This is a genomic window from Ensifer sp. ENS08, from assembly GCF_014852195.1.
Taxonomy (GTDB): Bacteria; Pseudomonadota; Alphaproteobacteria; order Rhizobiales; family Rhizobiaceae; genus Ensifer; species Ensifer adhaerens.
Genome location: NZ_JACVBF010000006.1, coordinates 192,319 through 214,613 on the forward strand (window position 1 = coordinate 192,319; position 22,295 = coordinate 214,613).

Sequence of the window (22,295 nt, forward strand, 5' to 3'; positions counted from 1 at the left end):
ACCATTTGAGTACAAGGCTGGTTGCAATGCAAGAAGCGTGCTCAGTCGCCTGAAAAGAAAGTTGGCCACGCCAGAAGCGCCCGTTCGCGGGGAAATCTGCCCAACGACAGGGCAGCCGCATCCGGTCGCAGAAAGTGGTTGCGACCGGGTGGGCAAGAAATATGCACTTGCTCTAAATTTGGACGCGGGCGCCGAAGCTAGCCGAGACCCAGGCAGACGATCGCGAGGACCGCGAGGACACAGAGCACCAGCAGCGACAATGTGGCGGCAGCACTTGCACGCGGCCCGCAATGGGCGAGCGCGCGGATGTCGACCTCAAGGCCGAGGGCGGCCATCGCGATGACCGTCAGCCAGGTGGAGACCGTCACGGCGTCGGTCGCGAGTGTGTCGGAGATTGCGCCGCTGTTGCGGGCGATCGCAACGGCGAGGAAACCCAGAATGAACCAGGGAACGAAATGGAGGATCGTGGCGAGGCGCGACTTCCGTTGTCCGGGCGCTTTGCATTCCGGCTCGGTATCGCGGCTGCCAATTAGCGAGAAGCAGAAGACGACGGGGCCGAGCATCAGCACGCGCACGAGCTTGACCAGCGTGCCCACCTGGATCGAGAGCGGGCTGAAGGGGCTGGCCGCGGCCAGGACCTGGGGTACGGCATAGACGGTCATGCCGGCAAAGACGCCGTAGCCCTGGGGCGTCATGCCGAGCCAACCGCCGACGAAGGGCAGCGACAGGACGACGGCGATGCCGAGGATGGCGGTAAAAGAAATTGCAGCTGCGACCTCCTCGCCGCGGGCACCGATGGCCGGTGCGACGGCGGCGATCGCCGAGTTGCCGCAGATGGCGTTGCCGCAGGCAATCAAGGTCGCCAGGCGTTTCGGCAGCCCGAGCATGCGCGCAATCAGGTAGCCGGTGGAAATCGACAGAAGAACCATGGCGACGATGGTGACGAGCAGGGTCGGCCCGCTCGCGGCGATCGCGTCGAAGCTCAGCATCGCGCCGATCAGCACGATCGCTGTCTCCAGCAGGACTTTCGCCGAGAAGTGGATGCCGGAGAGGAAGCGGGGGCCGGGCGTCCAGAGGGTGCGGACGATAGCGCCGAGAAGGATCGCGAGAACGAGCGCTTCCAGCCAGGCGCGGCCGGTCCAGCGCCGCTCGATCCATTCCAGACCGATGGCCGCAAGTGCGACGAGACAGCAGAGGAAAAGGCCCGGAAGAATGCACGTCAGGCGGGAGGCGACTGAGGAAAATTGGGAGCGAAATGGGGAATGCGATCTGAACATGGGCGCAACCTACGCTCATCCATGAATCAGTCTAACGGATTATTCTTGTCATTCTGATCGATTTTTGCGATTGATCTTCCATGACACTCGATCAGCTTAAAATCTTCGTCGCGGTCGCCGAGCGGCTGCACATGACCAAAGCCGCCGAGGCGATGAACGTCACGCAGTCGGCCGCAAGCGCGGCCATCGCGGCGCTCGAAACCCAGCACGACATCAGATTGTTCGATCGCGTCGGCCGCGGCCTGACGCTGACCGATGCCGGCAAGATCTTCCTGCCGGAGGCAAAGGCGGTGCTCGCCCGGGCGCTCGCCGCCACTGCCTGCCTGCGCGATCTCTCGGAGCTTCGCCGCGGCGAACTGTCGATCGCTGCCAGCCAGACGGTCGCGAGCTATTGGCTGCCGTCGCGCCTTGCCCGCTTCACCCACGACTATCCCCAGGTCGATGTGAAGCTCACCGTGCGCAACACGGCCGTCGTCGCCGAGGCGGTGGAAGAGGGCACGGCGCAGCTCGGCTTCGTCGAGGGGCGCGTGGATGGCGCCAAGCTCGACCATCGCCGCGTCGCCGTCGATCGCATCGCCGTCTATGCCGCGCCCTTGCACGCGTTCGTTGGGGCTGCCGTCAATCTGGAAATGCTGCTTTCTGCGCGCTGGGTGCTGCGCGAGGAAGGCTCCGGCACGCGGGCAATGTTCCTGCAATCGATGAATGATCATGGAGCAGACGTCGATCGGCTCAGGATCGAGCTTGAGCTGCCCTCGAACGAGGCGGTGCTGACGGCGGTCGAAAGCGGTCCTTTCGTCACGGCCGTTTCCCGGCTCGCAGCACAACCTTTCGTCGATAGCGGCCGGCTCGTGGAACTGCCGTTCGAACTGGCTGAGCGCAGCTTCGAGCTTTTGACCCACCGCGAGAGGCAGTTCAGCCACGCGGCGCGGGCCTTCGTGGAACTGCTTTGAGGCAAATTCCGTTTTGCTCCAGGGCTTGCCATGCGGGAGACCCCTGGCAATCGCTGCAGGATCTCTTTTTTAAGAGGCGACCATGGTGTTCGAAATTGTCGAGAGACCCGCACAGCGCATTTCCGGATCGTTCTGGGAGGGCACCTTCGGCGAGGCGGCCGATGGTGCCGTTCGCCGGCTGATCGCCGAAATGCAGGGGCATCACCAGCATCTGCATCCAGGCGATCATGCAGCCTTGGTCGGCATCTCCTGGAACGATCGCCCGGATGGATTCCGCTATCTCGTCGGCTATGTTTCCGACAAGGCAGAGACGACCGTGCACCCAGGCTTTGTCGACCTGCCGGCCATGCGCTTCGTCACGGCCCTGCATCACCCTGATAGTGGCGACGTCTTTGCCCATTACCAGAGAATGTTCGACTGGATCGCGGCCGAAGGCCACGCGGTCGATACCGCCCCGCTGCACTATCGCGAGGAGTACGATCCCGGTTTCGTCTCGCTGTCGCTATCCTCGCTCAGGCTGATGGTTCCGATTGGCTGATGCTTCCCATCAGAAAAATTGCTTTGACCATCGATACCGGCGCGGATACTTGCATGAGTGCTTAAATCGGAGGGATTTGAGCGCGAAATCAGCGGCAGATCAAAGCGTTACAACAGCCCGACGCGCTTCAGCGAGGGCGGTTCATTGCTTCCACCTGCCGCCGTCATTCCGATAGGCTCACCATGCTCGCCCGTCTGGCTCCCGCCATCTTCGTTCTGCTCTGGTCCACCGGCTGGGTGGTGGCGAAATATGCTGCGGTCTACGCAGATCCGCTGACCTTTCTCGTGTTGCGCTACACGCTGGCGATCGCGCTCTTCATCCTGTTCTGCGTCGTCACCGGCGCACGATGGCCGAAGTCCTGGAAAATGGCCGGTCATGCGATCGTGTCCGGCATGTTCCTGCACGGGCTCTATCTCGGGTCGGTCTGGTGGGCGATCGGCGAGGGCGTGCCGGCCGGCATTTCCGGCATCATCGCCGGCCTGCAGCCGCTGATGACCGCGGTCGCCGCGGCCTTCGTCATCGACGAGAGGCTGAGCACGCAGCAGAAGCTCGGGCTGGTGCTCGGCTTCTTCGGCATTGCGCTTGCCGTCCTGCCGAAGGTGCTGGCGATCGACACGGGGGCGACGCCGATCCACTTTCTGCCTGTGATCATCAACGTGCTCGGCATGGGCGCCGTCACCTATGGCACGCTCTACCAGAAGCGCCATCTGCAGAGCGGTGACATCCGCACCATCGCAGCGCTGCAATATCTCGGCGCGCTGATCGTGACGATCCCGCTGGCGCTGATGCTCGAAGACCTGCACGTCACCTGGAACCTCCAGGTGGTTCTGGCACTTGCCTGGTCGGTTCTCGGGCTCTCGATGGGCGCGATCGCGCTGCTGCTTTATCTGATCCGTCGAGGGCAGGTGTCGCGCGCAGCGTCGCTGATCTATCTCGTGCCGCCGCTTGCCGCCGTGCAGGCGTGGCTCTTCTTCGGCGAAGCGCTGACGCTGCCGATGGTCATCGGCACCATCATTGCTGTTGCTGGCGTCTATCTCACCAACCGCAAGCAGGCGTGAAGCACGACGCGCGAGAGTGTGAAGCGGTTTTGCAATAGCGACATGCGCATGGCCCAAAACTAAAACGGCGGGCCGAAGCAACCCGCCGTTCACATTTCAAAATTCTACGCTGGCTTTTGCGCGCCCGGTTGACGCGCAGCGCCTCGGTCAGCCCTGGTGGCCGCGATTGCCGCCATTGCCCCGACGCTGGCCCTGGCCGCCTTCGCGACGCTCGCCACCACCACGGTTTTCGTTGCGGCCGCCATGGTTGCGGTCACGACGTTCGCCCTGCTTCTGGCCGGGACGTCCGTGGTGCTTCTTGCCTTCGTGGTTGCGGTTGCCTTCGCCACGGCCGTCGGTCTGCGGATGGCCGTGATCACGGCGCTCCTGGCGCTGCGGGCGACGCTCGTCGCGCAAAAGGTCGTCGCCGGTGAAGCCGCTGGTCGCAGCAACCGGCTCGCCGGCCGGACGCTCACGGCGCGGCGGACGGCCGCCGTTCTGGTGGTGACCGCCGCCATTGCCCTTGCGGTGGCCGGCGCCGTTGTTGCCTCGGCCGCCGCGGCCCTTGGCCGGACGCGCCTGGTCGGCGGGAGCCTCGCCGCTGGCAACGGCAATGTTGATGCCCATCAGCTTCTCGATGTCGCGCAGCAGGCGGATTTCGTCCGGCGCGCAGAAGGCGATGGCGATGCCGTCGCGGCCGGCGCGCGCGGTGCGGCCGATGCGGTGAACATAGGCATCCGGCACTTCCGGCAGGTCGTAGTTGTAGACGTGAGTAACGCCGGGGATGTCGATGCCGCGGGCGGCGACGTCGGTCGCGACCAGCACGCGGATCTCGCCGTCACGGAAGGCCTTGAGCGCGCGCTCGCGCTGGCCCTGGCTCTTGTTGCCGTGGATCGAGGCGGCCTTGAAGCCGACGTGGTCGAGATGCTTCATCAGCTTCTCGGCGCCATGCTTGGTGCGGCTGAAGATCAGCGACAGGCCGTCCGGGTTGTCTGTCAGCGTCTTCTTCAGGATGGTCGTCTTCAGGTCCTTGCCGGGAACGAAGTGAACATACTGTTCGACCTTGTCGGCAGCTTTGCCCGGAGGCGTGACTTCGACCTTGACCGGGTTGGTCAGGTACTCGCCAGCAAGCTCGGCGATCTGCTTCGGCATGGTGGCCGAGAAGAGCAGCGTCTGGCGGTTCTTCGGCACCAGCTTGGAGATCTTGCGCAGGTCGTGGATGAAGCCGAGGTCGAGCATCTGGTCGGCTTCGTCGAGCACCAGGTAGCGGCCCTGCGTCAGCGTCACGGCCTTGCGGGCAACGAGGTCGAGCAGGCGGCCGGGGGTTGCGACCAGGATGTCGACACCGCGGGCGAGCTGTTCGGTCTGCTTGTTGATCGAGACGCCGCCAACGACAACGCCGATCTTCAGCGGTGACTTCTTGACGAACAGCTTGAGGTTGGCGGCGATCTGGTTGACCAGTTCGCGGGTCGGCGCCAGAACCAGGGCGCGAATGTTGCGCGGATCGGGGCGCTTGCCTTCGGCAACGAGCTTCTCGATCATCGGCAGGCCGAAGGCGGCCGTCTTGCCGGTGCCGGTCTGGGCGAGACCGATGAGATCGTTGCCCTTCAGCACCAGCGGGATCGCCTGAGCCTGGATCGGGGTCGGCTTTTCGAAGCCGTTGGCAGTCAGGGTTTCCAGAATGTGCTCGGAGAGGCCGAGATCTTTAAAGGTGGACAAATGCATATACCTTTTGGGGGCGCCAAACGCATTCGCCGGAACCGCATTGTTGCTGTTCCGGTGTCGTTCGGCGTCAAGAACCCCGCGTGAATTGGGAACTTGTGGGTTGAATTAAGTCGTCAAGCGCCTGTGCTGTACCGCCTATCGCGGTGATATGTGCGCTATCCTTCTTCTCGGCTTTCGATGTCTGCCGAGGGCGCGCTCACGCGGCGGCCGGAAGGTGACGCTGGGCACCATGTCGTTGGTTTGGACGAAAAAGTCAAGGTCCATCTTTTCGCAGGTGCGAAATGAGATCTACTCAAGCGCGAGATCGAAGCCCGCTTCTGCCGCTTCCTGGCCGTTGACGAGGATGACGATGCGATGCGCGCCCGGGTAATAGCGACGGGTGGTAATGGGCCGGATCGCATGGCGTTTCTCGATCTCGATCGAGCCGCCGGGGACAAGCGTCGCGGATGTCCACTTGAAGACTTTCGGCGAGGTCGCACCGTTTGCCTTGCGATGGTGCACGGCGTAGTCGATCATCACCTTCTGGCTCGTCTCGGCGTCATGGCTGACGGCGAGGCGCAGGCCGAGGCTTTCGCCAAGCACGATGTCCGAACGATCGAGCGAAAAGCGCGCATTGATGCGGGCCGGGGGAGCGAAACCGAAATTGCCGAGCGCGTCCGTGTGCCCCTGCTTCAGCAGCGTGCGCGAGGCGTGGCGCAGAAGCTGGCGGCGCTCCGGCGATGCGTCGCCGATATGTTCGGCGACGAAAGCAGCCACCAGATCCGAATGGTCCTTGGCGATGTCGTTGAGGCTGTTGGCAACCGAGCGGCGCACATACTCCTCGGGGTCGTCGAGAAGCGCGATCAGGATCGGCAGGATCGGCTGCGGATCGCGGATGAGCTGCGGCAGTCGCATCGCCCAGGGCAGGCGCGGGCGGGTGCCTTCGCTCGCCAGTCGCCGGACGTGATGGTTGGGATCCTTCGTCCAGTCCCGGATCGTCGCGAGGGCGCGCTCCTGGTCGCGATCGATGAAGATGCGGATGCCGAACTCGGCTGTGAAATGCGGCGTCAGCGCCCGCAGCAGCGACAGCGAAAGGTCGAAGTCGTCGAGGCCGCGCAAGGCGACGTACTGGCTGAAGGGCAGGAGCGACCAGCCGCTGATGCCGTCGGCGCCGTCGCGAGGAAGGCAGGCGTGGAGGTTGGCGGCCGCCTCCGGAAACGCCTTCGGCAGCGTCTCGACCAGCGCGTCGCGGATCTGCAGCGAGCGCTGCATCAGCTCCAGCGCCTCCAGCCCGTCACCCGCAAGCGCCACGAACCTCTTGCGGTCGAAACCGGCGGCGTTGCGTTCGAGCGCATCGGCGATGGCGATGACGACACCGGGGTGCAGCAGATTCTTCAGTGGTTCGGCCATCGCTCAGGCAGTCCTTTGCTCGTCCAATTCCGGGCCGGTCAGATCCTCTGGCCGCCGCTAAAATGCTGCACGAGCATTACCGCGCTGATCGTCGCTGCGTAAGGTGCGAACTCCGGATCGACCCGGACGCGCTCTCCGGCCGATTGCGCAGCCTCCAGTGTCTCCCATTCGACCAGGTCTGCGAACATGCCCGAGGTCTCGCAGGAATCGACCGCACGCCAGGAGACGAAGCCCGGATAGCGGGAAACGGCCTGCATCGCTCGCTGGCGCGTGGCTGTGGCCGCCGGCCTGTCGGTGACGATGCAGACGGCGAGTTCAAGGATGTGATCGCTGGTCATGATGAGGCTCCCTGTGAGTTGTCGCTTGATTTAACACAGGGCAACTGACAGCCTTATGGCCATTATCGACGGTGCCGTGCTTGTGGAGACGCGAGGCGCGCGGTAGCCCTTTTGAACGAAGTCTTGCCGCGGGGAGGCCAGGCATGAGACCCGCCGACCGGCTGTTTCGCATCATCCAGCTCCTGCGCGCGAGCGGCCGGGTGATGACGGCGCGCGAGATCGCCGAGAAGATGGAGGTCGCCCAGCGCACCATCTATCGCGACATGGAGCACCTGATCGCCTCCGGCGCGCCGATCGACGGCGAACGCGGTGTCGGCTATCTCCTGCGCGGTGCGTTCGATGCGCCGCCGCTTGCCTTTACCTTCGAGCAGCTCGAAGCGCTCGCTTTCGGCGCCCGCGCCGTGCAGATGCTCGGCGACGGCAGGCTCGCCCAGGCGGCGCGCGAGGCGATGGAGAAGATCGCCCATGGTCTGCCGCCCGAACATCGGCAGCGGCTGACAGCCGCGCCCCTTCGCGCCTTCCGCTCTTCGCTCCAGCCGGAACCGCCGGCGCTGCTCGGCGAGATCCGCCTGGCGATCGCCGGTCGCCGCAAGCTTCGCCTGGCCTATGACAGCCTCAAGGACGAACATTCCGAGCGCACCATCTGGCCGCTCGGCCTCAGCGTCTTCGGCCACTTCTGGCTGCTGACGGGCTGGTGCGAACTGAGGTCGGATTTCCGCGATTTCCGGGTCGACAGGATCAGCACGCTTCGTGTCCAGCGCGAGCGTTACGAGGTGACGCCGGAACGCAGCTTCGAAGCCTATATCGCGCGGATGTGACCGGCGCATCCGGCCAAATAATCAGCATCATCGCCACCTTCCGATGGAACCGGATCGCCGCTCGTTCGTTTCCTTTACAGGGTCTTCATGACCCTTCGCGATCCACACCTTTCACTGGGAGACAATCGTGCAGAACCGGACTTGGATACTGGCCGCGGATGGCAACACCGCGCGCATCGTCAAGGGCGTGAACCTGTTGAAGGGAGAGCGCCAGCGGCCGGAGGAGGAGACCTTTCACACCGAACCGAAGCGCGTTCAGGACATCATGGCCGACAAGCCGGGCCGGTCGCATTCGTCCGTCGGACACGGCCGCTCGGCCATGGAATACAAGAGCCATCCCGTTCGCGAGGAGCAGCAGCGCTTTGTTGCGGACGTGGCCGGAAGGCTGGAGAGCTACGCCGCCAACCATGCCTTCGACAGCCTGGTGATTTGCGCAGCACCCCGGACGCTTGGCGATCTCCGCAAGCAGCTTTCCGCCCATGTCCGCGAGCGGACAGTCGCCGAGATCGACCGCAACTGCGTGGCTGCAACCACCGAGCAACTGATCGCAACGGCACGGGCCGCGGTGTTTCCTTAAGGCTCGGCCGCAGCCGGACTTCGTAACGCTTTCCGGTTTACCCAAGGCGTCCCGTCAGAAGTCGGTGGGGACGCCGCCCTCGGCCTTGCGCTTGGCGACAAAGGCATCGAGTTCCTCCTCGATCGCCGGATCGAGGGGCGGGCGCTCGTATTCGTTCAGCTTCTGTTTGAAGATCCGGTTGGCGTGATCGTATGTCGTCGGCCGCCCGGCTTCGGTCCAGGTCTCGAAGTTGCGCCAGTCCGACAGGATCGGTGAATAGAAGGCGGTCTCGTAGCGCTGCAGCGTGTGCAGCGTGCCGAAGTAATGGCCGCCCGGGCCGACGTCGCGCACGGCATCGAGGCCCAGCGCATCTTCGCTGACATCGAGCGGGGTCAGGTATTCTGCCACCATCTGCAACATGTCGACGTCGAGAATGAACTTCTCGAAGGAGGCCGTAAGCCCACCTTCGGTCCAGCCGGCGGCATGCATGACGAAATTGCCGCCCCCTTGCGTCAGCGCCCAGAGCGACATGGCGGATTCGTAGGCCGCTTGAGCGTCCAGCGTATTGGCGGCGTTGGTGTTCGAGGTGCGGTAGGGGATGTTGTAGCGGCGGGCGAGCTGGCCCCCGGCGACCACCGCCTTCATGTATTCCGGCGTGCCGAAGGCGGGCGCTCCGGTCTTCATGTCGACGTTGGAGGTGAAGCCGCCATACATCACAGGTGCGCCGCGCCTGACCATCTGGGTGAAGGCGATGCCGCAGAGCGCTTCGGCGTTCTGCTGGACGAGCGCACCGGCGATCGTCACCGGCGCCATGGCGCCGGCGAGCGTGAAGGGCGTGACGACCACCACTTGGTTGCGCGAGGACATCTCGATGATGCCCTGCAGCATCGGCCCGTCGAGCCGGAGCGGCGAGGAGGTGTTGATGATGGTGAAGAGCGACGGCTCGCGCTCCATCTGCTCCATCGTGATGCCACGGCCGATGCGGGCGATCTCGATGCCGTCGGTGTTGCGCTGCTTGCCCAGCGAATAGACGTGGAACACCTTGTCGGTGAGCTTCACCATGTCGGAGAGACAATCGAGGTGGCGCACCGAGGCATGGATGTCGACCGGCTCGACCGGATAGCCGCCGGTCGTGTGGACGATGTCATAGGACTGCGCGAGCTTCACCAGCTTTCGGTAGTCTTCCTGGTTGCCGGTGCGGCGGCCGCCGTCCCGGTCTGCGACGAACGGCGCGCTGGCGATCTGGGCGAAGACGAGATTGTTGCCGCCGATCGCGACATTGCGGGCCGGGTTGCGGGCGTGCATGGTGAAGGCCGGAGGAACAGAGGCGATCATGTCCATGATCAGGCCGCGGTCGAAGCGCACCCGGTCGGTGCCGGGCGTCACGTCGGCGCCAGCCGCCTTCATCCGCTCGCGCGCCTCCGGCAGGATAACGTCCATGCCGATCTCTTCGAGGATCGTCAGCGATGCCTCATGCACAGATTCAAGTGCATCATCCGAAAGTACGGTGGATTTCGCCAGCGTATTGACAAGATTGAGGTATTTCCCGCCGGGAGACTTGCGCACACGCTCGGCGCTGCGCCCGCCCGGGCGGCGTCGGCGCTCCAGCGGGGTCGAGGCTGCGTCGCCGGTTGCTGCATCGGGAAACTGATCGTCGTTCATGAAAGACCCACCGTGTTGCCGATGGGGAGTGTGTCGCAGATTCGAGACGGCGATGGCCCGCCATTTGCGACAGTTCAGTTCTCTTGTGGAGTAAAACGCTTGCGCTGACGCATTTCTGCAGTCGGGTGGCGCAACCGTTCAAGGCAGGCCGCAATCGCGACCAGCGCTAGGCTCGGTCGCCCCGCAGCATCTCGCGTTTGCCGGCAAAACCCTTGCGCTTCTCGACGGCAAAGCCTGCGGCCTGCAAATTGCGTCGGACGAAACCGGCGGCGGCATAGGTGGCGAAGCTGCCGCCGGGCGTGGTCTTTTCGAAGACCAGCCGCATCAGGTCCACCGACCACATGTCGGGATTGCGCGACGGCGCGAAGCCGTCGAGATACCAGGCTTCGAACGGGTCTTCCGCGCGGGCGACGCCGCCGAGTGCCGCGCCGCAGACGACCGTGAGGCTGACGCCGTCACCAAAGTCGATCTGGACATCACCATCAGGCTCGGCCGGCCAGCGCGAGGCCAGCGCCCGGCGCTCCGTGTCGATCTCCGGCCAATGGCTGAGGGCGCGCGAAATCTCTTCGGCCGCCATCGGAAAGCGTTCGAAGGACACGAACTGCAACTGGTCGCCAGCGGCCGCGGTCATCTTCCACTGGCGCCACGTCTCGCAGAAATTGAGCCCGGTACCGAAGCCGAGTTCGCCGATGCGGAAGGTGCCCGCACCGACCCAACGATCGGGCAGGCCGTTGCCCGACAGGAAGACGTGGCCGCACTCCAGCCGCCCGTCGGTGCGGCAATAAAAGTGATCGCCAAACTCCCGGGAATAGGGCATATCGCCCTCGTGCCAATCAAGGTTCTGGTGCGCCGGGGGCTCGATCGGGTCTGCGGATCCTGTCATGGCCAAGGCGATAATCCGCCGGCCGGAGAAGGTCAATCGATGAGCGAGCTTTTGGTCGTCGGCGGCGGCATCATGGGGCTGTGGGCCGCCATTTGCGCCACGCGCAGGGGCATGACCGTGCGGGTCGTCGAGCAACAAGCGATCGGTGCAGGCGCCAGCGGTGGCCTTTTGGGCGCGCTCATGCCGCATATGCCGGATCGCTGGAACGATAAGAAGCAGTTCCAATTCGACGCGCTTGTGACGCTCGAGGAAGAGATCGCGGCGCTCGAGGCGGAGACAGGCCTTTCGACCGGCTATCGGCGGACAGGTCGTTTGATCCCGCTTGCCAGGCCTCACCTGCGCGATATCGCCCTCCGGCACGAGCAGGATGCACGGAGCCATTGGCGCGCGGCCGACAGGCAGTTCCACTGGCACGTGAAGGACGACGGGCCTGAGGGCTGGCCGGGTGCTGCCGCGGCGGCGCATGGCATGGTCTTCGACACGCTCGCCGCACGGGTTTCGCCGCGTCGCATGCTTGCTGCGCTCCGCACAGCGCTCCTGCAGGCACCGAACGCCTATTTAGACGAGGGCAGGGGCGTGCGCCGGATCGAGCCGGAACGCGGCCGGGTCGAACTCGACGATGGCACCCGGATCGATTTCGAGCATTGCATCATCGCGGCCGGCGTCGGCAGTTTTCAACTGATCGACGACGTGTCGGTGCCGCTGGCGGAAACGAGCGGCACGGCTGTCAAGGGGCAGGCGGCACTGCTGCGGGCGGAGATCGATCCGGCGCTTCCGGTGATCTTTGCCGACGGCGTTTACATCATCGCGCATGACGACGGACGTGTGGCGGTCGGCAGCACCAGCGAAAACAGTTTTGCCGATCCCCTGTCGACGGACGAGCAGCTGGATGAGCTGCTTCGGCGCGCCGTAGCGCTCGCGCCGCGCCTGGCGGGTGCCGAGGTGGTGGAGCGATGGGCAGGGTTGCGCCCGAAAGCGACGGGGCGCGAGCCGATGGCAGGCCGACATCCGGACCATCCGAACGTCTCGGTCCTGACCGGCGGGTTCAAGGTGAGCTTCGGCATCGCCCACCGCCTGGCGCGTTTCGTCGTCGAAGAGATCGCCGGTTCTCCGGCGATCGATATTCCCGATTCTTTCTTCTGTCGGAATCACATAGCCGCACTTCGCGAGAAACGTCTTTAGGGCCGGACATGCGAAGGGCCCCGCCCGAGGCGGGACCCGAAAGATCGAAAGTCAGGCATTACATCCAGTAGGGCGGCACGCCGTAGTAACCGTAGACACGGCGTCCGTTTTCCGCGTTCCAGTCGTATTCTTCGGTGCCGTGATATTTCGGCGCGTTTTCGACCTGATCGCGAGTCACATCAGTGCGATAGCCGCCGAGCTTCTCGTCATAGGTCAGCTTTGCCCAAGGCAATGGATAGTGGTCTTCGCCGAGGCCGAGAAAACCGCCGAAGCCGAGCACCGCATAGGCGACGCGCCCGCTGCGCTTCTCGATGATCACGCGCTCGATCGAGCCGATGTGTTTGTCGTCGGGGCCATAGACCCTCGTGCCTTCAACCTTGTCGCTTGCGATCAGGTCGTGGGTCTCCTTGATCCGGGCGTCCTGAAGGTTCGCATTGTGATAGGTCACGCTTCTTCTCCATCCTTGTTTTCCTACCTTTTAGGAACGGGTGATGGGCCGGATGGTTCCGAAAAACGAGGGGTGACGTTCGTACCGCTGCCGCGCGCATCCCCGGCCGACTTCGTCAATCTGTCACGCAAATCACCTAAGACGCGGCCATTGGACAAGTCGGGGTGAGGGCGGAAAACCGCAGCTATTGCTCATCCTGCGCTGACGGATACCCGGAGCCAGCCGATGCGCTATGCCATTTGTTTTACGCCGCCGATGGCCGACCCGCTTTCCGCGACCGCTGCAAGCTGGCTGGGGCGCAATGTCTATTCCGGGGAACCTGCCGAATTGCCTTCGGTCGCGGGCTTGAGCGCCGCGGATGTCGCCTATCACACGGCGGTTCCGCGACGCTTCGGCTTTCATGCAGTGATGATGTCGCCGTTCCGCCTGCATCCGGACATGACGGAACCGAAGCTTCTGAAGGCGCTGATGCATTTTGCCGGCGCCCAGACTCCGTTCGAAATCGATCGCCTGGAGGTCGCCCGCATCGGCCGATGCTTCGGGCTGATGCCGCAGGTGCCGAGCACGGCCATGCATCTGCTTGCGGCCAACGTCGTCCAGGAGTTCGACGCCTTCCGCGCGCCGCTCAGCGAAGACGAGATCGAGCGCTCCGATCCGGATCGGCTGACCGCGCCACAGTTCTCCAACCTGCACCGTTGGGGCGATCCGCATGTGATGGACGAATACCGTTTCCACATGATGCTGACCGGTCCGCTTGCGCCAGACGCGATGCGGCGAGTCGAGGCGCCGCTTCGCGACCTGTTCGAGCCCTGCCTATCAAAACCGCTTTCGATCGGCAGCCTTGCGCTGTTTGTCGAGCAGGAGACGGGCGCACCCATGCGGGTGCATTCACAGCACCCGCTCGGCAAGATCTCGACGAACACGCGCGCAGAGCGGGCGAAGCGGGCCGCCGCCGATCCGTCGCTGGCGCCGCAAGGCGCGGTCCGGCCGCTGCCGCTGATCGTCGCTGCGCTGATGGCGCAGCGCTAACCGGAAACGGACGCGGGCGAAGCTGCAAAGAGCAGCGCTTTCGGATAGGGCAGGCCGAGATCCGGCATGTCCGCCGGCGCGAAGTAGCGCAGCGACTTCGTTTCGCCATCGGTGATCGGCTGCTGGGAACCGACGATCCGGCATCGATAGAGGGTAACCACATATTCGACGTGGTCGCCGTTCGGGTAGGTGTAGCGAAACGCTTCTCCGCCGAAGACGCCCAGTATCCGCTCGACCGAGACCGGATAGCCGGTTTCCTCCATGACCTCGCGGATGACCGCATCGACAGGCGTCTCGCCCGGCTCGATCGCGCCGGCCGGCAGGCTCCAGCCTTCGCCACTTGCTTTCTCCTGCAAGAGGACCCGGCCATCGGAATCGACAATGACGGCCGCCACTGACGGGCAGAGAAGCAGGCCGGAACCGACTTTTTCGCGGAGCGCTTGAATGTAGGATTTCATCTCGATGAGGGCCGTTGTCCTTGCCGATCCATTCAACGCTGTTTCGAAAAATCTCTCAACCTCGGGCTCAGCCGAATTTTTCTGGTAATTTCCGTCAGGGCCGTGGCGCTGCCGCTGCCCTGCCTCACGTCATTTCGGTATCGACAATCCGGTCGGCGGTGATACCGTTCCTAAAAATTCGAAGGGTGATTTGATGTCTGAGACTAAGTATCCGCGCGACCTCGTTGGCTACGGCCGCAATCCGCCGAAGGCAAACTGGCCGGGCGATGCGCGCATCGCCGTGCAGTTCGTGCTGAACTACGAAGAGGGCGGCGAAAGCTGCATTCTCGATGGCGACCCAGCGTCCGAGTGCCTGCTGTCGGAAATTGTCGGCGCGCAGCCCTGGGCTGGCCAGCGTAACCTCAACATGGAATCGATCTACGAATACGGTGCCCGTTCCGGCTTCTGGCGGCTGTGGCGCATGTTCACCAGCCGCAACGTCCCGCTGACCGTCTATGGCGTGACGCAGGCCATGGCGCGCAATCCGGAAGCGGTCGCTGCCATGAAGGAAGCCGGCTGGGAAATCGCCAGCCACGGTCTGCGCTGGCTGGAATACAAGGACGTGCCGGAAGAGGTCGAACGCGAGCATATCCGCGAAGTCGTCCGCCTGCACACGGAGCTCACCGGCGAGCGGCCGCTCGGCATCTACCAGGGCAAGCCTTCGGCCAATACGCTGAAGCTGGTGCTGGAGGAAGGCGGGTTCCTTTACTCCTGCGACAGCTACGCCGACGAACTGCCCTACTGGGTGCCGGGTCTTTCGGCCGACAAGCCGCACCTGATCATTCCCTATACGCTTGATGCCAACGACATGCGCTTTGCGACGCCGCAGGGCTTCAACAGCGGCGACCAGTTCTTCAGCTACCTCAAGGACACATTCGACGTGCTCTACGAGGAAGGTCGCCAGGGCGACGCCAAGATGATGAATATCGGCCTTCACTGCCGTCTCGTCGGCCGCCCGGGCCGCGCTGCTGCGCTCGCTCGCTTCATCGACTACGTCATGTCGCACGACAAGGTCTGGGTGCCGCGTCGCATTGACATCGCCAACCATTGGTACCAGCACCACAAGCCGGAAGGGGCGCTCTGATGACCGACCGTGATGCCTTCGTTGCCCGTTTCGGTGGCGTGTTCGAGCACTCGCCCTGGGTTGCCGAACGCGCCTACGACCGAGCCGCGGCGACCGGGCTGACGGCGGGCACGGTGCATTCGGCGCTCTGCCAGGCCTTTCGCACGGCGCTGCCGCGCGAGAAGATGCAGGTGCTGCGCGCGCACCCCGATCTTGCCGGCAAGCTGGCGATCGCCGGTAAGCTGACGGCGGACTCGACGGCAGAGCAGGCGTCTGCCGGCCTCGACCGACTGACACCAGAGGAGCATGAGCGCTTCACCGCGCTCAACGACGCCTACACGAAAAAATTCGGCTTCCCCTTCATCATCGCGGTGAAGGGGCTGACCAAGGGGCAAATTCTTGCCTCCTTCCAAAGCCGCATTGACAATTCGCCCGAAGAGGAATTTGAAACCGCTTGCGCACAGGTCGAGAAAATCGCCCGCCTGCGCCTGCAGTCGATGATTCCTGGAGACGAAAATGCCTGACAAAACCGTTCGATGCCTGTCCCCGCTCATGAGGAGGGCCCTCGAACTGGATCGGACATCCGCAAGCGCAAAATCGTCTTGCGAGGTCTCCGCATAATGTCGCGCCTGCTCAAAATCGAACCGCTGACACGCGAGGCCTTCGCTCCCTTCGGCACCATCATCGAAGCCGATCCCGCAACGATGCGCCACATCAACGGCGGCAACACGGAACGTTTCCACGGTCTTGCGCGTGCCGATGTCGTCGGCGACGGCGCCAATGTCATCATCAACATCTTCCGCGGCCAGCCGCGGTCTTTCCCCTATTCGGTGACGATGATGGAGCGCCACCCGCTCGGCAGCCAGAGCTTTTCGCCGCTCGATGACCGCCCATGGCTCGTCGTGGTGGCGGACGACGAGGACGGGCGCCCGGGCACGCCGCGCGTTTTCCAGGCGAACGGCCGGCAGGGCGTCAACTACGGCCGCAATATCTGGCACCACCCGCTGATGTCCGTCGGCGCCGTCAGCGATTTCCTCATCGTCGACCGCGAAGGGCCGGGCAACAATCTCGAGGAGTTCTTCTATGAAGAGCCCTTCGTCATAGACAGCGCTATCTAGCAGGACGTGCGCGCGGCTTCTGACAGCATCCCGCGCCAATGTGTGAGAAGAGAGAAGCCATGAGCAGTACCGGCCGCCTGACCACCCATGTTCTCGATACCGCTCTCGGCAAACCGGCCGAGGGGCTGCGCATCGACCTCTACTGGCTGGAGGGGGAAGAGCGGCAGCTGATCCGCACCGTACATACCAACAGCGACGGCCGCGTCGACGGCCCGATGGTCGAAGGCATCGGCTTCATGGCCGGCAATTACGAGCTGGTGTTCCATGCCGGCGACTATCTGCGCCGGTCAGGCGTAACACTGCCGGAGCCGGCCTTCCTCGACCGCATCCCCTTGCGCTTCGGCATCGCCGATCCGGCCAGCCATTATCACGTGCCGCTGCTTCTCTCGCCCTACGGCTATTCGACCTACCGGGGTAGTTGAGGCTTAGGAGGCTTGCGCTCGCATCGCGTTTTGCCGGAAGGGTCACTCCAAGCTCCCTCATCCTCGCCCTTGTGGCGGGGATCCAGCGGCCCGACGTCCGTCGGGTCAAAAGACCTTTCAGCCCAAGGACTTGTGCTGGTCCCGCAGTTCCAACGGAACTGCTAGAGATTCCTGTGACAAGCACAGGAATGAGGGCGGGAGTGGCTGGTGCCGCGGCCTATTCCGCCAGAATGCAACGATCCACGTCGTTGATATCGCGCTTGCCGCAGAGGGCCATGGTGATGTCCATCTCCTTGCGGATGATTTCCAGCGTCTTGGTGACGCCCTCCTTGCCCATGGCGCCGAGGCCGTAGAGGAAGGGGCGGCCGATATAGGTGCCCTTGGCGCCCATGGCGACGGCCTTCAGCACGTCCTGGCCGGAGCGGATACCGCCATCGATATGCACCTCGATCTGATGGCCGACCGCATCGACGATGCGCGGCAGCATGCTGATCGAGGAATGGGCGCCGTCGAGCTGGCGGCCGCCGTGGTTGGAGACGATGATCGCGTCGGCACCGGTCGCCGCTGCCATCTTGGCGTCCTCGGGGTCGAGAATGCCCTTGAGGATCAGCGGTCCGCCCCAGCGTTCCTTGATCCAGGCGACATCCTTCCACGAGAGCTGCGGGTCGAACTGTTCCGCCGTCCAGGCGCCGAGCGACGAGAGGTCGGTGACGCTTTTCGCGTGGCCGACGATGTTGCGGAAGGTGCGGCGCTTGGTGCCGAGCATCTTCATGCACCAGCCGGGGCGCGTCGCCATCTGCCAGAGGTGCTTCGGCGTCATCTTCGGCGGTGCCGAGAGGCCGTTGCGAAGATCCTTGTGACGCTGGCCGAGGATCTGCAGGTCGAGCGTCAGCACCAGCGCCGAGCACTTCGCCGCCTTGGCCCGGTCGATCAAGTTTAGCACGAATTCGCGTTCGCGCATGACGTAGAGCTGGAACCAGAAGGGCTTGGTGGTGACCGAGGCGACGTCCTCGATCGAGCAGATGCTCATCGTCGAGAGCGTGAAGGGCACGCCGAAGGCTTCCGCCGCCTGGGCTGCCAGCATCTCGCCGTCGGCGTGCTGCATGCCGGTGAGGCCGGTCGGGGCGAGTGCCACCGGCATCGACACCTTCTGGCCGATCATCGTCGTTTCCAGCGACCGGTCGGTCATATCCACCAGCACGCGCTGGCGCAGCTTCACCTTGGCGAAATCCTCCTCGTTGGCGCGATAGGTGCCTTCGGTCCAGGCGCCGCTGTCGGCGTAGTCGAAGAAGAGTTTCGGCACCCGGCGCTTGGCGAGCGCCTTGAGATCGCTGATTTCGAGGATTTGCGTCATGGATAAGGCCTTCGTCCAACGGAGATTGAACGAGCCATTACCATGTTTGGCAGAGGCTTGTTAATAGCCAGAACGCAGAGAGGTCAATTTTCTTGACCTCTCTGGTTTTGGTCGGTCATGCGGCGGCAAGCGCCGATTTTGCCGGCTTGCCGGCGACATAGGTTTCGACGATCGACCGGTCGTCGCCCATGGTCTGCAGCAGGAAGAGTTCGTCTGCCAGAGAGTTGACCACTTCGGCCCGAAGCGCCATCGCCGGCGTCGCGGCCATGTCGAGCACGATGAAATCGGCATCGGTGCCGGCTTCCAAGGTTCCGATCTTGTCGACCAGCGATAGCGCCTCGGCATTGCCGCGGGTCATCATGAAGAAGCTGTCGAACGGGTTCAGCCGCTCGCCCTGCAGCTGCAGGATCTTGTAGGCCTCGTCGAGCGTCTTCAGCATGGAATAGCTGGTACCGCCGCCGATGTCGGAGGCGACCGACGTGCGCACCGGCTTTTCGCGGCGGCTGAGCGCGCGCAGCGGGAAGAGGCCAGAACCGAGAAAGAGATTGGAGGTCGGGCAGAAAACGGCGACCGAGCCGGTCTCGCTCATGACATCCGCCTCGCGCTCAGACAGATGGATGCAGTGGCCGAACAGGCTCTTGGGTCCGAGCAGGCCGTAGCGGGCGTAGACGTCTGTGTAGTCCTTGGCTTCCGGATAGAGTTCGCAGGTAAAGGCGATCTCGTCGCGGTTTTCCGAAAGGTGCGTCTGGACGTGCAGGTCGGGGAATTCGTGCACCAGCGACTTCGCGACGTCCATCTGCTCCGGCGTTGAGGTGATGGCGAAGCGCGGGGTGATCGCCACATGATTGCGGCCCTTGCCGTGCCATTCGCGGATGACCGCGCGGGTTTCGTCGTAGCTCATCTGCGGCGTGTCGAGCAGGCCTTGCGGGGCGTTGCGGTCCATCATCACCTTGCCGGCGACCATGCGCATGTCACGGCGCAGCGCCTCGGCGAAGAAGGCATCGGCCGACGCCTTGTGAACCGAGCAATAGGCGGTTGCTGTTGTCGTGCCATAGCGCACCATCTCATCGAAGAAGCGCGTCGCGATGCGCTCCGCATGGGCGGTCTCGACGAAGCGGCACTCCTCGGGGAAGGTGTAGGTGTTCAGCCATTCAAGCAAGTTGGCGGCATAGGAGGCCATGACCTGCATCTGCGGGAAATGCAGATGCGTGTCGATGAAGCCGGGCACGATCAGGTGCGGGCGATGGTCCACTTCCGCGACGCCGTCAGGCGCGCTTGCCTTGACCGCAGCATAGGAGCCGCTCGCGGCGATCTGTCCACCCTCAATCAGAAGCGCACCGTCGCTCTCGTAGCTGTAGGCGGCGCTGTCGTCGATCGACGTAGGCGCGCGGTTAAAGCTCAGCAATCGGCCGCGGATGAGGGTGGTCGTCATTGTGTCTTGCCTTCCTCGACGGCGCTTTCGAACCAGGCTGTCAGAAGCTGGCGCTCGTCCGTCGTCATGTCTGTCACGTTGCCGGGCGGCATCGCGTGGCTGCGCCCGGCCTGGATATAGATTTCGCGCGCATGGGCGGCAATCTCCGCGTCGCTTTCGAGCATCACGCCCTTCGGCGCCTGGGTGATACCCTCATAAACCGGTTCTGCCGCATGGCACATGGAACAGCGTGTCGAGACCGTGTCCTTGACTGCAGGGAAGTGGGCATTGGCGGCGAAGCGGCTGAAGGCGGGCGCAACCTCGGCCTTTTCGCCGCCGGTCAGAACCTTCGGCACGGTCGAAAGCCACATGATCAGGATGAAGAGGAGGGCGGTGACGAGCCAGGTCCAGGTCGGCCGGCCCTTGCGGGCGTGGGTGGTGTTGAACCAGTGGCGGATGGTGACGCCCATCAGGAAAACGAGTGCGGCGATGATCCAGTTGAACGCGGTGGCAAACGCCAGCGGATAGTGGTTCGACAGCATGAAGAAGATGACGGGCAGCGTCAGGTAGTTGTTGTGCAGCGAGCGCTGTTTGGCCTGCGCGCCGAGTTTCGGATCCGGCGTGCGGCCGGCGATCAGGTCGGCGACGACGATCTTCTGGTTGGGGATGATGATGAAGAACACATTGGCCGACATGATCGTCGCGGTGAAAGCGCCAAGATGGAGAAAGGCGGCGCGGCCGGTGAAGACCTGCGTATAGCCCCAGGCCATGACGACCAGCGCCACATAGAGCAGTGCCATCAACCCCCAGGTGTTCCTGCCGATCGGCGACTTGCAGAGCAGATCGTAAAACAGCCAGCCGATGCCGAGCGAGGCGAGCGAAATCAGGATCGCCGTGGTCGCCGAGATGTCGAGCACGTGGCGGTCGATCAGGAACAGATCGGCGCCGCCATAGTAGACGACACAGAGCATGGCGAAGCCAGAAAGCCACGTCACGTAGGATTCCCATTTGAACCAGGTGAGATGCTCGGGCATCGAGGCCGGTGCGACCAGGTATTTCTGGATGTGATAGAAACCGCCGCCATGCACCTGCCATTCCTCGCCATAGGCGCCGACGGGCAGGTGATCGCGCTTCACGAGACCCAGGTCGAGCGCGATGAAATAGAAGGATGAGCCGATCCAGGCGATGGCGGTGATGACGTGCAACCAGCGCACGGCAAAGGCCAGCCATTCCCAGGCGATGGCGAACTCGTACATTCAGATCCCCTTTGTCTCCGTTGCCTCACTTTGCGCATAAACCGCGCAGGGGAAAAGGGGCTTCGGCGCTCCTCAAGCGCTATTTGCTTGCAGGAAGTTCGGCGCGCAAAGTTCGCCGAGGATCCAGTCGCGGAAAATCCTGATCTTGGGTGTGTTGCGGCGGGCGTGCGGATAGGCGAGCCAATAATCGCAGCCATCGCTGCAGCGCAGCTCGAAGGGCTGGTAGAGCCGACCGAGCGCCACGTCATCGGGGTAGAATTCCGGCGTCAGGATCGCCACGCCCTGGCCGGCGATGGCGGCGCGCGCCTCGAAGGATTGCGCGCCGAGACGGCTGTGCGGCCGTCCTTCGAGATCGGGATCCTTGACGCCGGCGGCCTTGAACCACATCGGCCACCAGGGGTCACCGGGATCGATGATGCGCAGCTTCAGCAGGTCGCGCGGCTCGTGCACGCCGCCAATGGTCTCGGCAAGCGCCGGGCTCAGCATCGGGCTGAATTCCACCCGCATCAGCGGATGCGTGTCGAGGCCGGGCCAGACGCCGGCACCCGAGCGGATGGCAAGGTCGGCCGGCTCGCGGGTAAAATCGGTGAGCGAGTCGCTGGTCGTCAGCCGAACGGCGATGTTCGGATGGGCGAGCTGGAAGCTGCCGATGTTGCGGGCAAGCCATTGCGAGGCGAAGGTCGGCGTCGAGCTGATCAGGAGCGCGCTGTCGATATCGCCACGGGCATTCGAAACCGCTTCCTGCAGCATCTCGAAGGCTTCGGTGACGCGCGGCGCCATGCGCTGGCCGACTTCCGTCAGCGAGATCTGGCGCGGGCGCCGCAGGAACAGCGGCTCGCCGACATTCTCCTCTATCAACTTGACCTGGTAGCTTACGGCCGTCTGGGTCATGCCCAGCTCTTCACCGGCCTTGGTGAAGCTGCCGAGCCTTGCGACCGCCTCGAAGACCCGCAGCGCATTCAGCGGAAACTGCTTCGACATCTTCATGGATAAGTTCTCTTGATGCATCCAGACGGATGTTCGATTGGATTTCGATCCTCCCCCACGGCATCCTTCAAGTCAACTTCCCAAGACGAAACAGGTGCTGAAATGACTTGCGACACTTACGAACGTACTGAAAGAAAAGCGTTTCTTTCATTCGAGCCGGTCGCCCGGCTCACAGCCGCCCTGTTCGGCGGCCTTGTTGCCCCCAAGCCGATGCTCGATGTCAACGCGCTCTCCGATCATATCAAGAGAGACATGGGTTTCATGGATGTCCATAGCCCGCACCGCGACGACGAGGAGGCGATGGCCAACGCTCGCCGCCTGTTCAGCATCAATGAACTGCCGCGGATCTGAGGCA

At 63.7% G+C, this 22,295-nt stretch carries 24 protein-coding genes; 12 read left to right on the plus strand and 12 right to left on the minus strand.

The window, feature by feature from the left end; all coding sequences use genetic code 11:
• Positions 1 to 197 precede the first annotated feature (197 nt).
• The gene (locus tag IB272_RS16240; protein ID WP_089045049.1) at positions 198 to 1,277 is read right to left on the minus strand and encodes a YeiH family protein; all 1,080 of its coding nucleotides are present in this window, start codon (positions 1,275 to 1,277) and stop codon (positions 198 to 200) included.
• Positions 1,278 to 1,357: 80 nt separating this feature from the next.
• On the opposite strand from IB272_RS16240, the gene IB272_RS16245 reads away from it, so the two are divergent.
• The 3 genes from IB272_RS16245 (at position 1,358) to IB272_RS16255 (ending at position 3,823) form a co-directional block, all read left to right on the plus strand.
• A complete protein-coding gene (locus IB272_RS16245) occupies positions 1,358 to 2,227 on the plus strand; it encodes a LysR family transcriptional regulator (RefSeq protein WP_034803462.1) in 870 nt (289 codons plus the stop codon).
• 82 nt (positions 2,228 to 2,309) lie between these two features.
• Positions 2,310 to 2,765, plus strand: a complete 456-nt coding sequence (locus IB272_RS16250) for a GyrI-like domain-containing protein (RefSeq protein ID WP_060581671.1) — start codon at positions 2,310 to 2,312, stop codon at positions 2,763 to 2,765.
• Between the two features lie 182 nt (positions 2,766 to 2,947).
• Positions 2,948 to 3,823, plus strand: a complete 876-nt coding sequence (locus IB272_RS16255) for a DMT family transporter (protein WP_034803471.1) — start codon at positions 2,948 to 2,950, stop codon at positions 3,821 to 3,823.
• 147 nt (positions 3,824 to 3,970) lie between these two features.
• On the opposite strand, the gene IB272_RS16260 is transcribed toward IB272_RS16255, so the two are convergent.
• The 3 genes from IB272_RS16260 to IB272_RS16270 all read right to left on the minus strand — a co-directional run bounded on the left by IB272_RS16260 (position 3,971) and on the right by IB272_RS16270 (position 7,254).
• On the minus strand, positions 3,971 to 5,521 hold the full coding sequence (locus IB272_RS16260) for a DEAD/DEAH box helicase (RefSeq protein WP_060581788.1): 1,551 nt from the start codon (positions 5,519 to 5,521) through the stop codon (positions 3,971 to 3,973).
• Between the two features lie 294 nt (positions 5,522 to 5,815).
• Positions 5,816 to 6,916: a DNA alkylation repair protein gene (locus IB272_RS16265; protein WP_060581673.1), complete on the minus strand. Its 1,101-nt coding sequence runs from the start codon at positions 6,914 to 6,916 to the stop codon at positions 5,816 to 5,818.
• 38 nt (positions 6,917 to 6,954) lie between these two features.
• A complete protein-coding gene (locus IB272_RS16270) occupies positions 6,955 to 7,254 on the minus strand; it encodes a hypothetical protein (RefSeq protein ID WP_034789021.1) in 300 nt (99 codons plus the stop codon).
• Positions 7,255 to 7,397: 143 nt separating this feature from the next.
• On the opposite strand from IB272_RS16270, the gene IB272_RS16275 reads away from it, so the two are divergent.
• Positions 7,398 to 8,072, plus strand: coding sequence for a YafY family protein (locus tag IB272_RS16275; RefSeq protein WP_034789019.1), 675 nt, complete (start codon positions 7,398 to 7,400; stop codon positions 8,070 to 8,072).
• A gap of 127 nt (positions 8,073 to 8,199) precedes the next feature.
• On the plus strand, positions 8,200 to 8,649 hold the full coding sequence (locus IB272_RS16280; RefSeq protein ID WP_060581674.1) for a host attachment protein: 450 nt from the start codon (positions 8,200 to 8,202) through the stop codon (positions 8,647 to 8,649).
• A 54-nt stretch (positions 8,650 to 8,703) separates the two neighbouring features.
• On the opposite strand, the gene IB272_RS16285 is transcribed toward IB272_RS16280, so the two are convergent.
• Both IB272_RS16285 and mnmD read right to left on the minus strand, forming a co-directional pair.
• Positions 8,704 to 10,290 (minus strand): trimethylamine methyltransferase family protein, encoded by a 1,587-nt coding sequence (locus IB272_RS16285; protein ID WP_060581679.1) that lies wholly within the window; start codon positions 10,288 to 10,290, stop codon positions 8,704 to 8,706.
• A 166-nt stretch (positions 10,291 to 10,456) separates the two neighbouring features.
• Entirely contained in the window at positions 10,457 to 11,173 is a 717-nt protein-coding gene (gene mnmD / locus IB272_RS16290; RefSeq protein ID WP_060581790.1) for a tRNA (5-methylaminomethyl-2-thiouridine)(34)-methyltransferase MnmD, read from the minus strand.
• A gap of 39 nt (positions 11,174 to 11,212) precedes the next feature.
• Between mnmD and IB272_RS16295 the strand changes: the two genes are divergently transcribed.
• The gene (locus tag IB272_RS16295) at positions 11,213 to 12,355 is read left to right on the plus strand and encodes an FAD-binding oxidoreductase (RefSeq protein ID WP_060581681.1); all 1,143 of its coding nucleotides are present in this window, start codon (positions 11,213 to 11,215) and stop codon (positions 12,353 to 12,355) included.
• Between the two features lie 58 nt (positions 12,356 to 12,413).
• Here IB272_RS16295 and IB272_RS16300 read toward each other — a convergent pair whose 3' ends face one another.
• Entirely contained in the window at positions 12,414 to 12,803 is a 390-nt protein-coding gene (locus IB272_RS16300; protein WP_192444564.1) for a PRC-barrel domain-containing protein, read from the minus strand.
• A 225-nt stretch (positions 12,804 to 13,028) separates the two neighbouring features.
• Between IB272_RS16300 and IB272_RS16305 the strand changes: the two genes are divergently transcribed.
• The gene (locus IB272_RS16305; RefSeq protein WP_060581683.1) at positions 13,029 to 13,832 is read left to right on the plus strand and encodes a DUF1045 domain-containing protein; all 804 of its coding nucleotides are present in this window, start codon (positions 13,029 to 13,031) and stop codon (positions 13,830 to 13,832) included.
• Here the strand turns inward: IB272_RS16305 and IB272_RS16310 are convergent.
• A complete protein-coding gene (locus IB272_RS16310; protein WP_060581792.1) occupies positions 13,829 to 14,290 on the minus strand; it encodes an NUDIX domain-containing protein in 462 nt (153 codons plus the stop codon). The two genes, IB272_RS16305 and IB272_RS16310, sit on opposite strands and share 4 nt — an antisense overlap.
• Positions 14,291 to 14,483: 193 nt before the next feature.
• Here IB272_RS16310 and puuE point away from each other — a divergent pair, with 193 nt between their 5' ends.
• From puuE to uraH, 4 genes are all read left to right on the plus strand, one after another.
• Complete coding sequence (gene puuE / locus IB272_RS16315) at positions 14,484 to 15,413, plus strand: allantoinase PuuE (RefSeq protein WP_034789000.1); 930 nt, start codon at positions 14,484 to 14,486, stop codon at positions 15,411 to 15,413.
• On the plus strand, positions 15,413 to 15,916 hold the full coding sequence (gene uraD / locus IB272_RS16320; RefSeq protein WP_060518819.1) for a 2-oxo-4-hydroxy-4-carboxy-5-ureidoimidazoline decarboxylase: 504 nt from the start codon (positions 15,413 to 15,415) through the stop codon (positions 15,914 to 15,916). Before puuE ends, uraD begins: the two co-directional genes overlap by 1 nt.
• Positions 15,917 to 16,012: 96 nt before the next feature.
• Entirely contained in the window at positions 16,013 to 16,510 is a 498-nt protein-coding gene (locus IB272_RS16325; RefSeq protein ID WP_060581684.1) for an ureidoglycolate lyase, read from the plus strand.
• 59 nt (positions 16,511 to 16,569) lie between these two features.
• Positions 16,570 to 16,932: a hydroxyisourate hydrolase gene (gene uraH / locus IB272_RS16330; protein ID WP_043623670.1), complete on the plus strand. Its 363-nt coding sequence runs from the start codon at positions 16,570 to 16,572 to the stop codon at positions 16,930 to 16,932.
• A 217-nt stretch (positions 16,933 to 17,149) separates the two neighbouring features.
• On the opposite strand, the gene IB272_RS16335 is transcribed toward uraH, so the two are convergent.
• The 4 genes from IB272_RS16335 to IB272_RS16350 form a co-directional block, all read right to left on the minus strand.
• Complete coding sequence (locus IB272_RS16335; RefSeq protein ID WP_060581686.1) at positions 17,150 to 18,286, minus strand: alpha-hydroxy acid oxidase; 1,137 nt, start codon at positions 18,284 to 18,286, stop codon at positions 17,150 to 17,152.
• A gap of 115 nt (positions 18,287 to 18,401) precedes the next feature.
• Positions 18,402 to 19,718 carry a guanine deaminase gene (gene guaD, locus IB272_RS16340; RefSeq protein ID WP_060581687.1) on the minus strand — a complete coding sequence of 439 codons (1,317 nt, stop codon included), beginning with the start codon at positions 19,716 to 19,718 and terminating at the stop codon, positions 18,402 to 18,404.
• The gene (puuD, locus tag IB272_RS16345) at positions 19,715 to 20,953 is read right to left on the minus strand and encodes a urate hydroxylase PuuD (RefSeq protein ID WP_034788980.1); all 1,239 of its coding nucleotides are present in this window, start codon (positions 20,951 to 20,953) and stop codon (positions 19,715 to 19,717) included. The genes guaD and puuD overlap by 4 nt, the downstream gene beginning before the upstream one ends.
• 72 nt (positions 20,954 to 21,025) lie before the next feature.
• Positions 21,026 to 21,940, minus strand: coding sequence for a LysR substrate-binding domain-containing protein (locus IB272_RS16350; RefSeq protein WP_034788978.1), 915 nt, complete (start codon positions 21,938 to 21,940; stop codon positions 21,026 to 21,028).
• Between the two features lie 102 nt (positions 21,941 to 22,042).
• Between IB272_RS16350 and IB272_RS16355 the strand changes: the two genes are divergently transcribed.
• On the plus strand, positions 22,043 to 22,291 hold the full coding sequence (locus IB272_RS16355) for a hypothetical protein (RefSeq protein ID WP_060518807.1): 249 nt from the start codon (positions 22,043 to 22,045) through the stop codon (positions 22,289 to 22,291).
• Positions 22,292 to 22,295 lie beyond the last annotated feature (4 nt).

Coding starts and splice junctions, on each gene's coding strand:
- IB272_RS16250 (WP_060581671.1), top strand. CDS start 2,310: ATGGTGTTCGAAATTGTCGAGAGACCCGCACAGCGCATTTCCGGATCG.
- IB272_RS16240 (WP_089045049.1), bottom strand. CDS start 1,277: ATGTTCAGATCGCATTCCCCATTTCGCTCCCAATTTTCCTCAGTCGCC.
- IB272_RS16310 (WP_060581792.1), bottom strand. CDS start 14,290: ATGAAATCCTACATTCAAGCGCTCCGCGAAAAAGTCGGTTCCGGCCTG.
- IB272_RS16335 (WP_060581686.1), bottom strand. CDS start 18,286: ATGACGCAAATCCTCGAAATCAGCGATCTCAAGGCGCTCGCCAAGCGC.
- IB272_RS16325 (WP_060581684.1), top strand. CDS start 16,013: ATGTCGCGCCTGCTCAAAATCGAACCGCTGACACGCGAGGCCTTCGCT.
- uraH (WP_043623670.1), top strand. CDS start 16,570: ATGAGCAGTACCGGCCGCCTGACCACCCATGTTCTCGATACCGCTCTC.
- IB272_RS16295 (WP_060581681.1), top strand. CDS start 11,213: ATGAGCGAGCTTTTGGTCGTCGGCGGCGGCATCATGGGGCTGTGGGCC.
- puuE (WP_034789000.1), top strand. CDS start 14,484: ATGTCTGAGACTAAGTATCCGCGCGACCTCGTTGGCTACGGCCGCAAT.
- IB272_RS16275 (WP_034789019.1), top strand. CDS start 7,398: ATGAGACCCGCCGACCGGCTGTTTCGCATCATCCAGCTCCTGCGCGCG.
- IB272_RS16305 (WP_060581683.1), top strand. CDS start 13,029: ATGCGCTATGCCATTTGTTTTACGCCGCCGATGGCCGACCCGCTTTCC.
- IB272_RS16245 (WP_034803462.1), top strand. CDS start 1,358: ATGACACTCGATCAGCTTAAAATCTTCGTCGCGGTCGCCGAGCGGCTG.
- IB272_RS16270 (WP_034789021.1), bottom strand. CDS start 7,254: ATGACCAGCGATCACATCCTTGAACTCGCCGTCTGCATCGTCACCGAC.
- IB272_RS16350 (WP_034788978.1), bottom strand. CDS start 21,940: ATGAAGATGTCGAAGCAGTTTCCGCTGAATGCGCTGCGGGTCTTCGAG.
- guaD (WP_060581687.1), bottom strand. CDS start 19,718: ATGACGACCACCCTCATCCGCGGCCGATTGCTGAGCTTTAACCGCGCG.
- IB272_RS16355 (WP_060518807.1), top strand. CDS start 22,043: ATGACTTGCGACACTTACGAACGTACTGAAAGAAAAGCGTTTCTTTCA.
- mnmD (WP_060581790.1), bottom strand. CDS start 11,173: ATGACAGGATCCGCAGACCCGATCGAGCCCCCGGCGCACCAGAACCTT.
- IB272_RS16255 (WP_034803471.1), top strand. CDS start 2,948: ATGCTCGCCCGTCTGGCTCCCGCCATCTTCGTTCTGCTCTGGTCCACC.
- IB272_RS16285 (WP_060581679.1), bottom strand. CDS start 10,290: ATGAACGACGATCAGTTTCCCGATGCAGCAACCGGCGACGCAGCCTCG.
- uraD (WP_060518819.1), top strand. CDS start 15,413: ATGACCGACCGTGATGCCTTCGTTGCCCGTTTCGGTGGCGTGTTCGAG.
- puuD (WP_034788980.1), bottom strand. CDS start 20,953: ATGTACGAGTTCGCCATCGCCTGGGAATGGCTGGCCTTTGCCGTGCGC.
- IB272_RS16265 (WP_060581673.1), bottom strand. CDS start 6,916: ATGGCCGAACCACTGAAGAATCTGCTGCACCCCGGTGTCGTCATCGCC.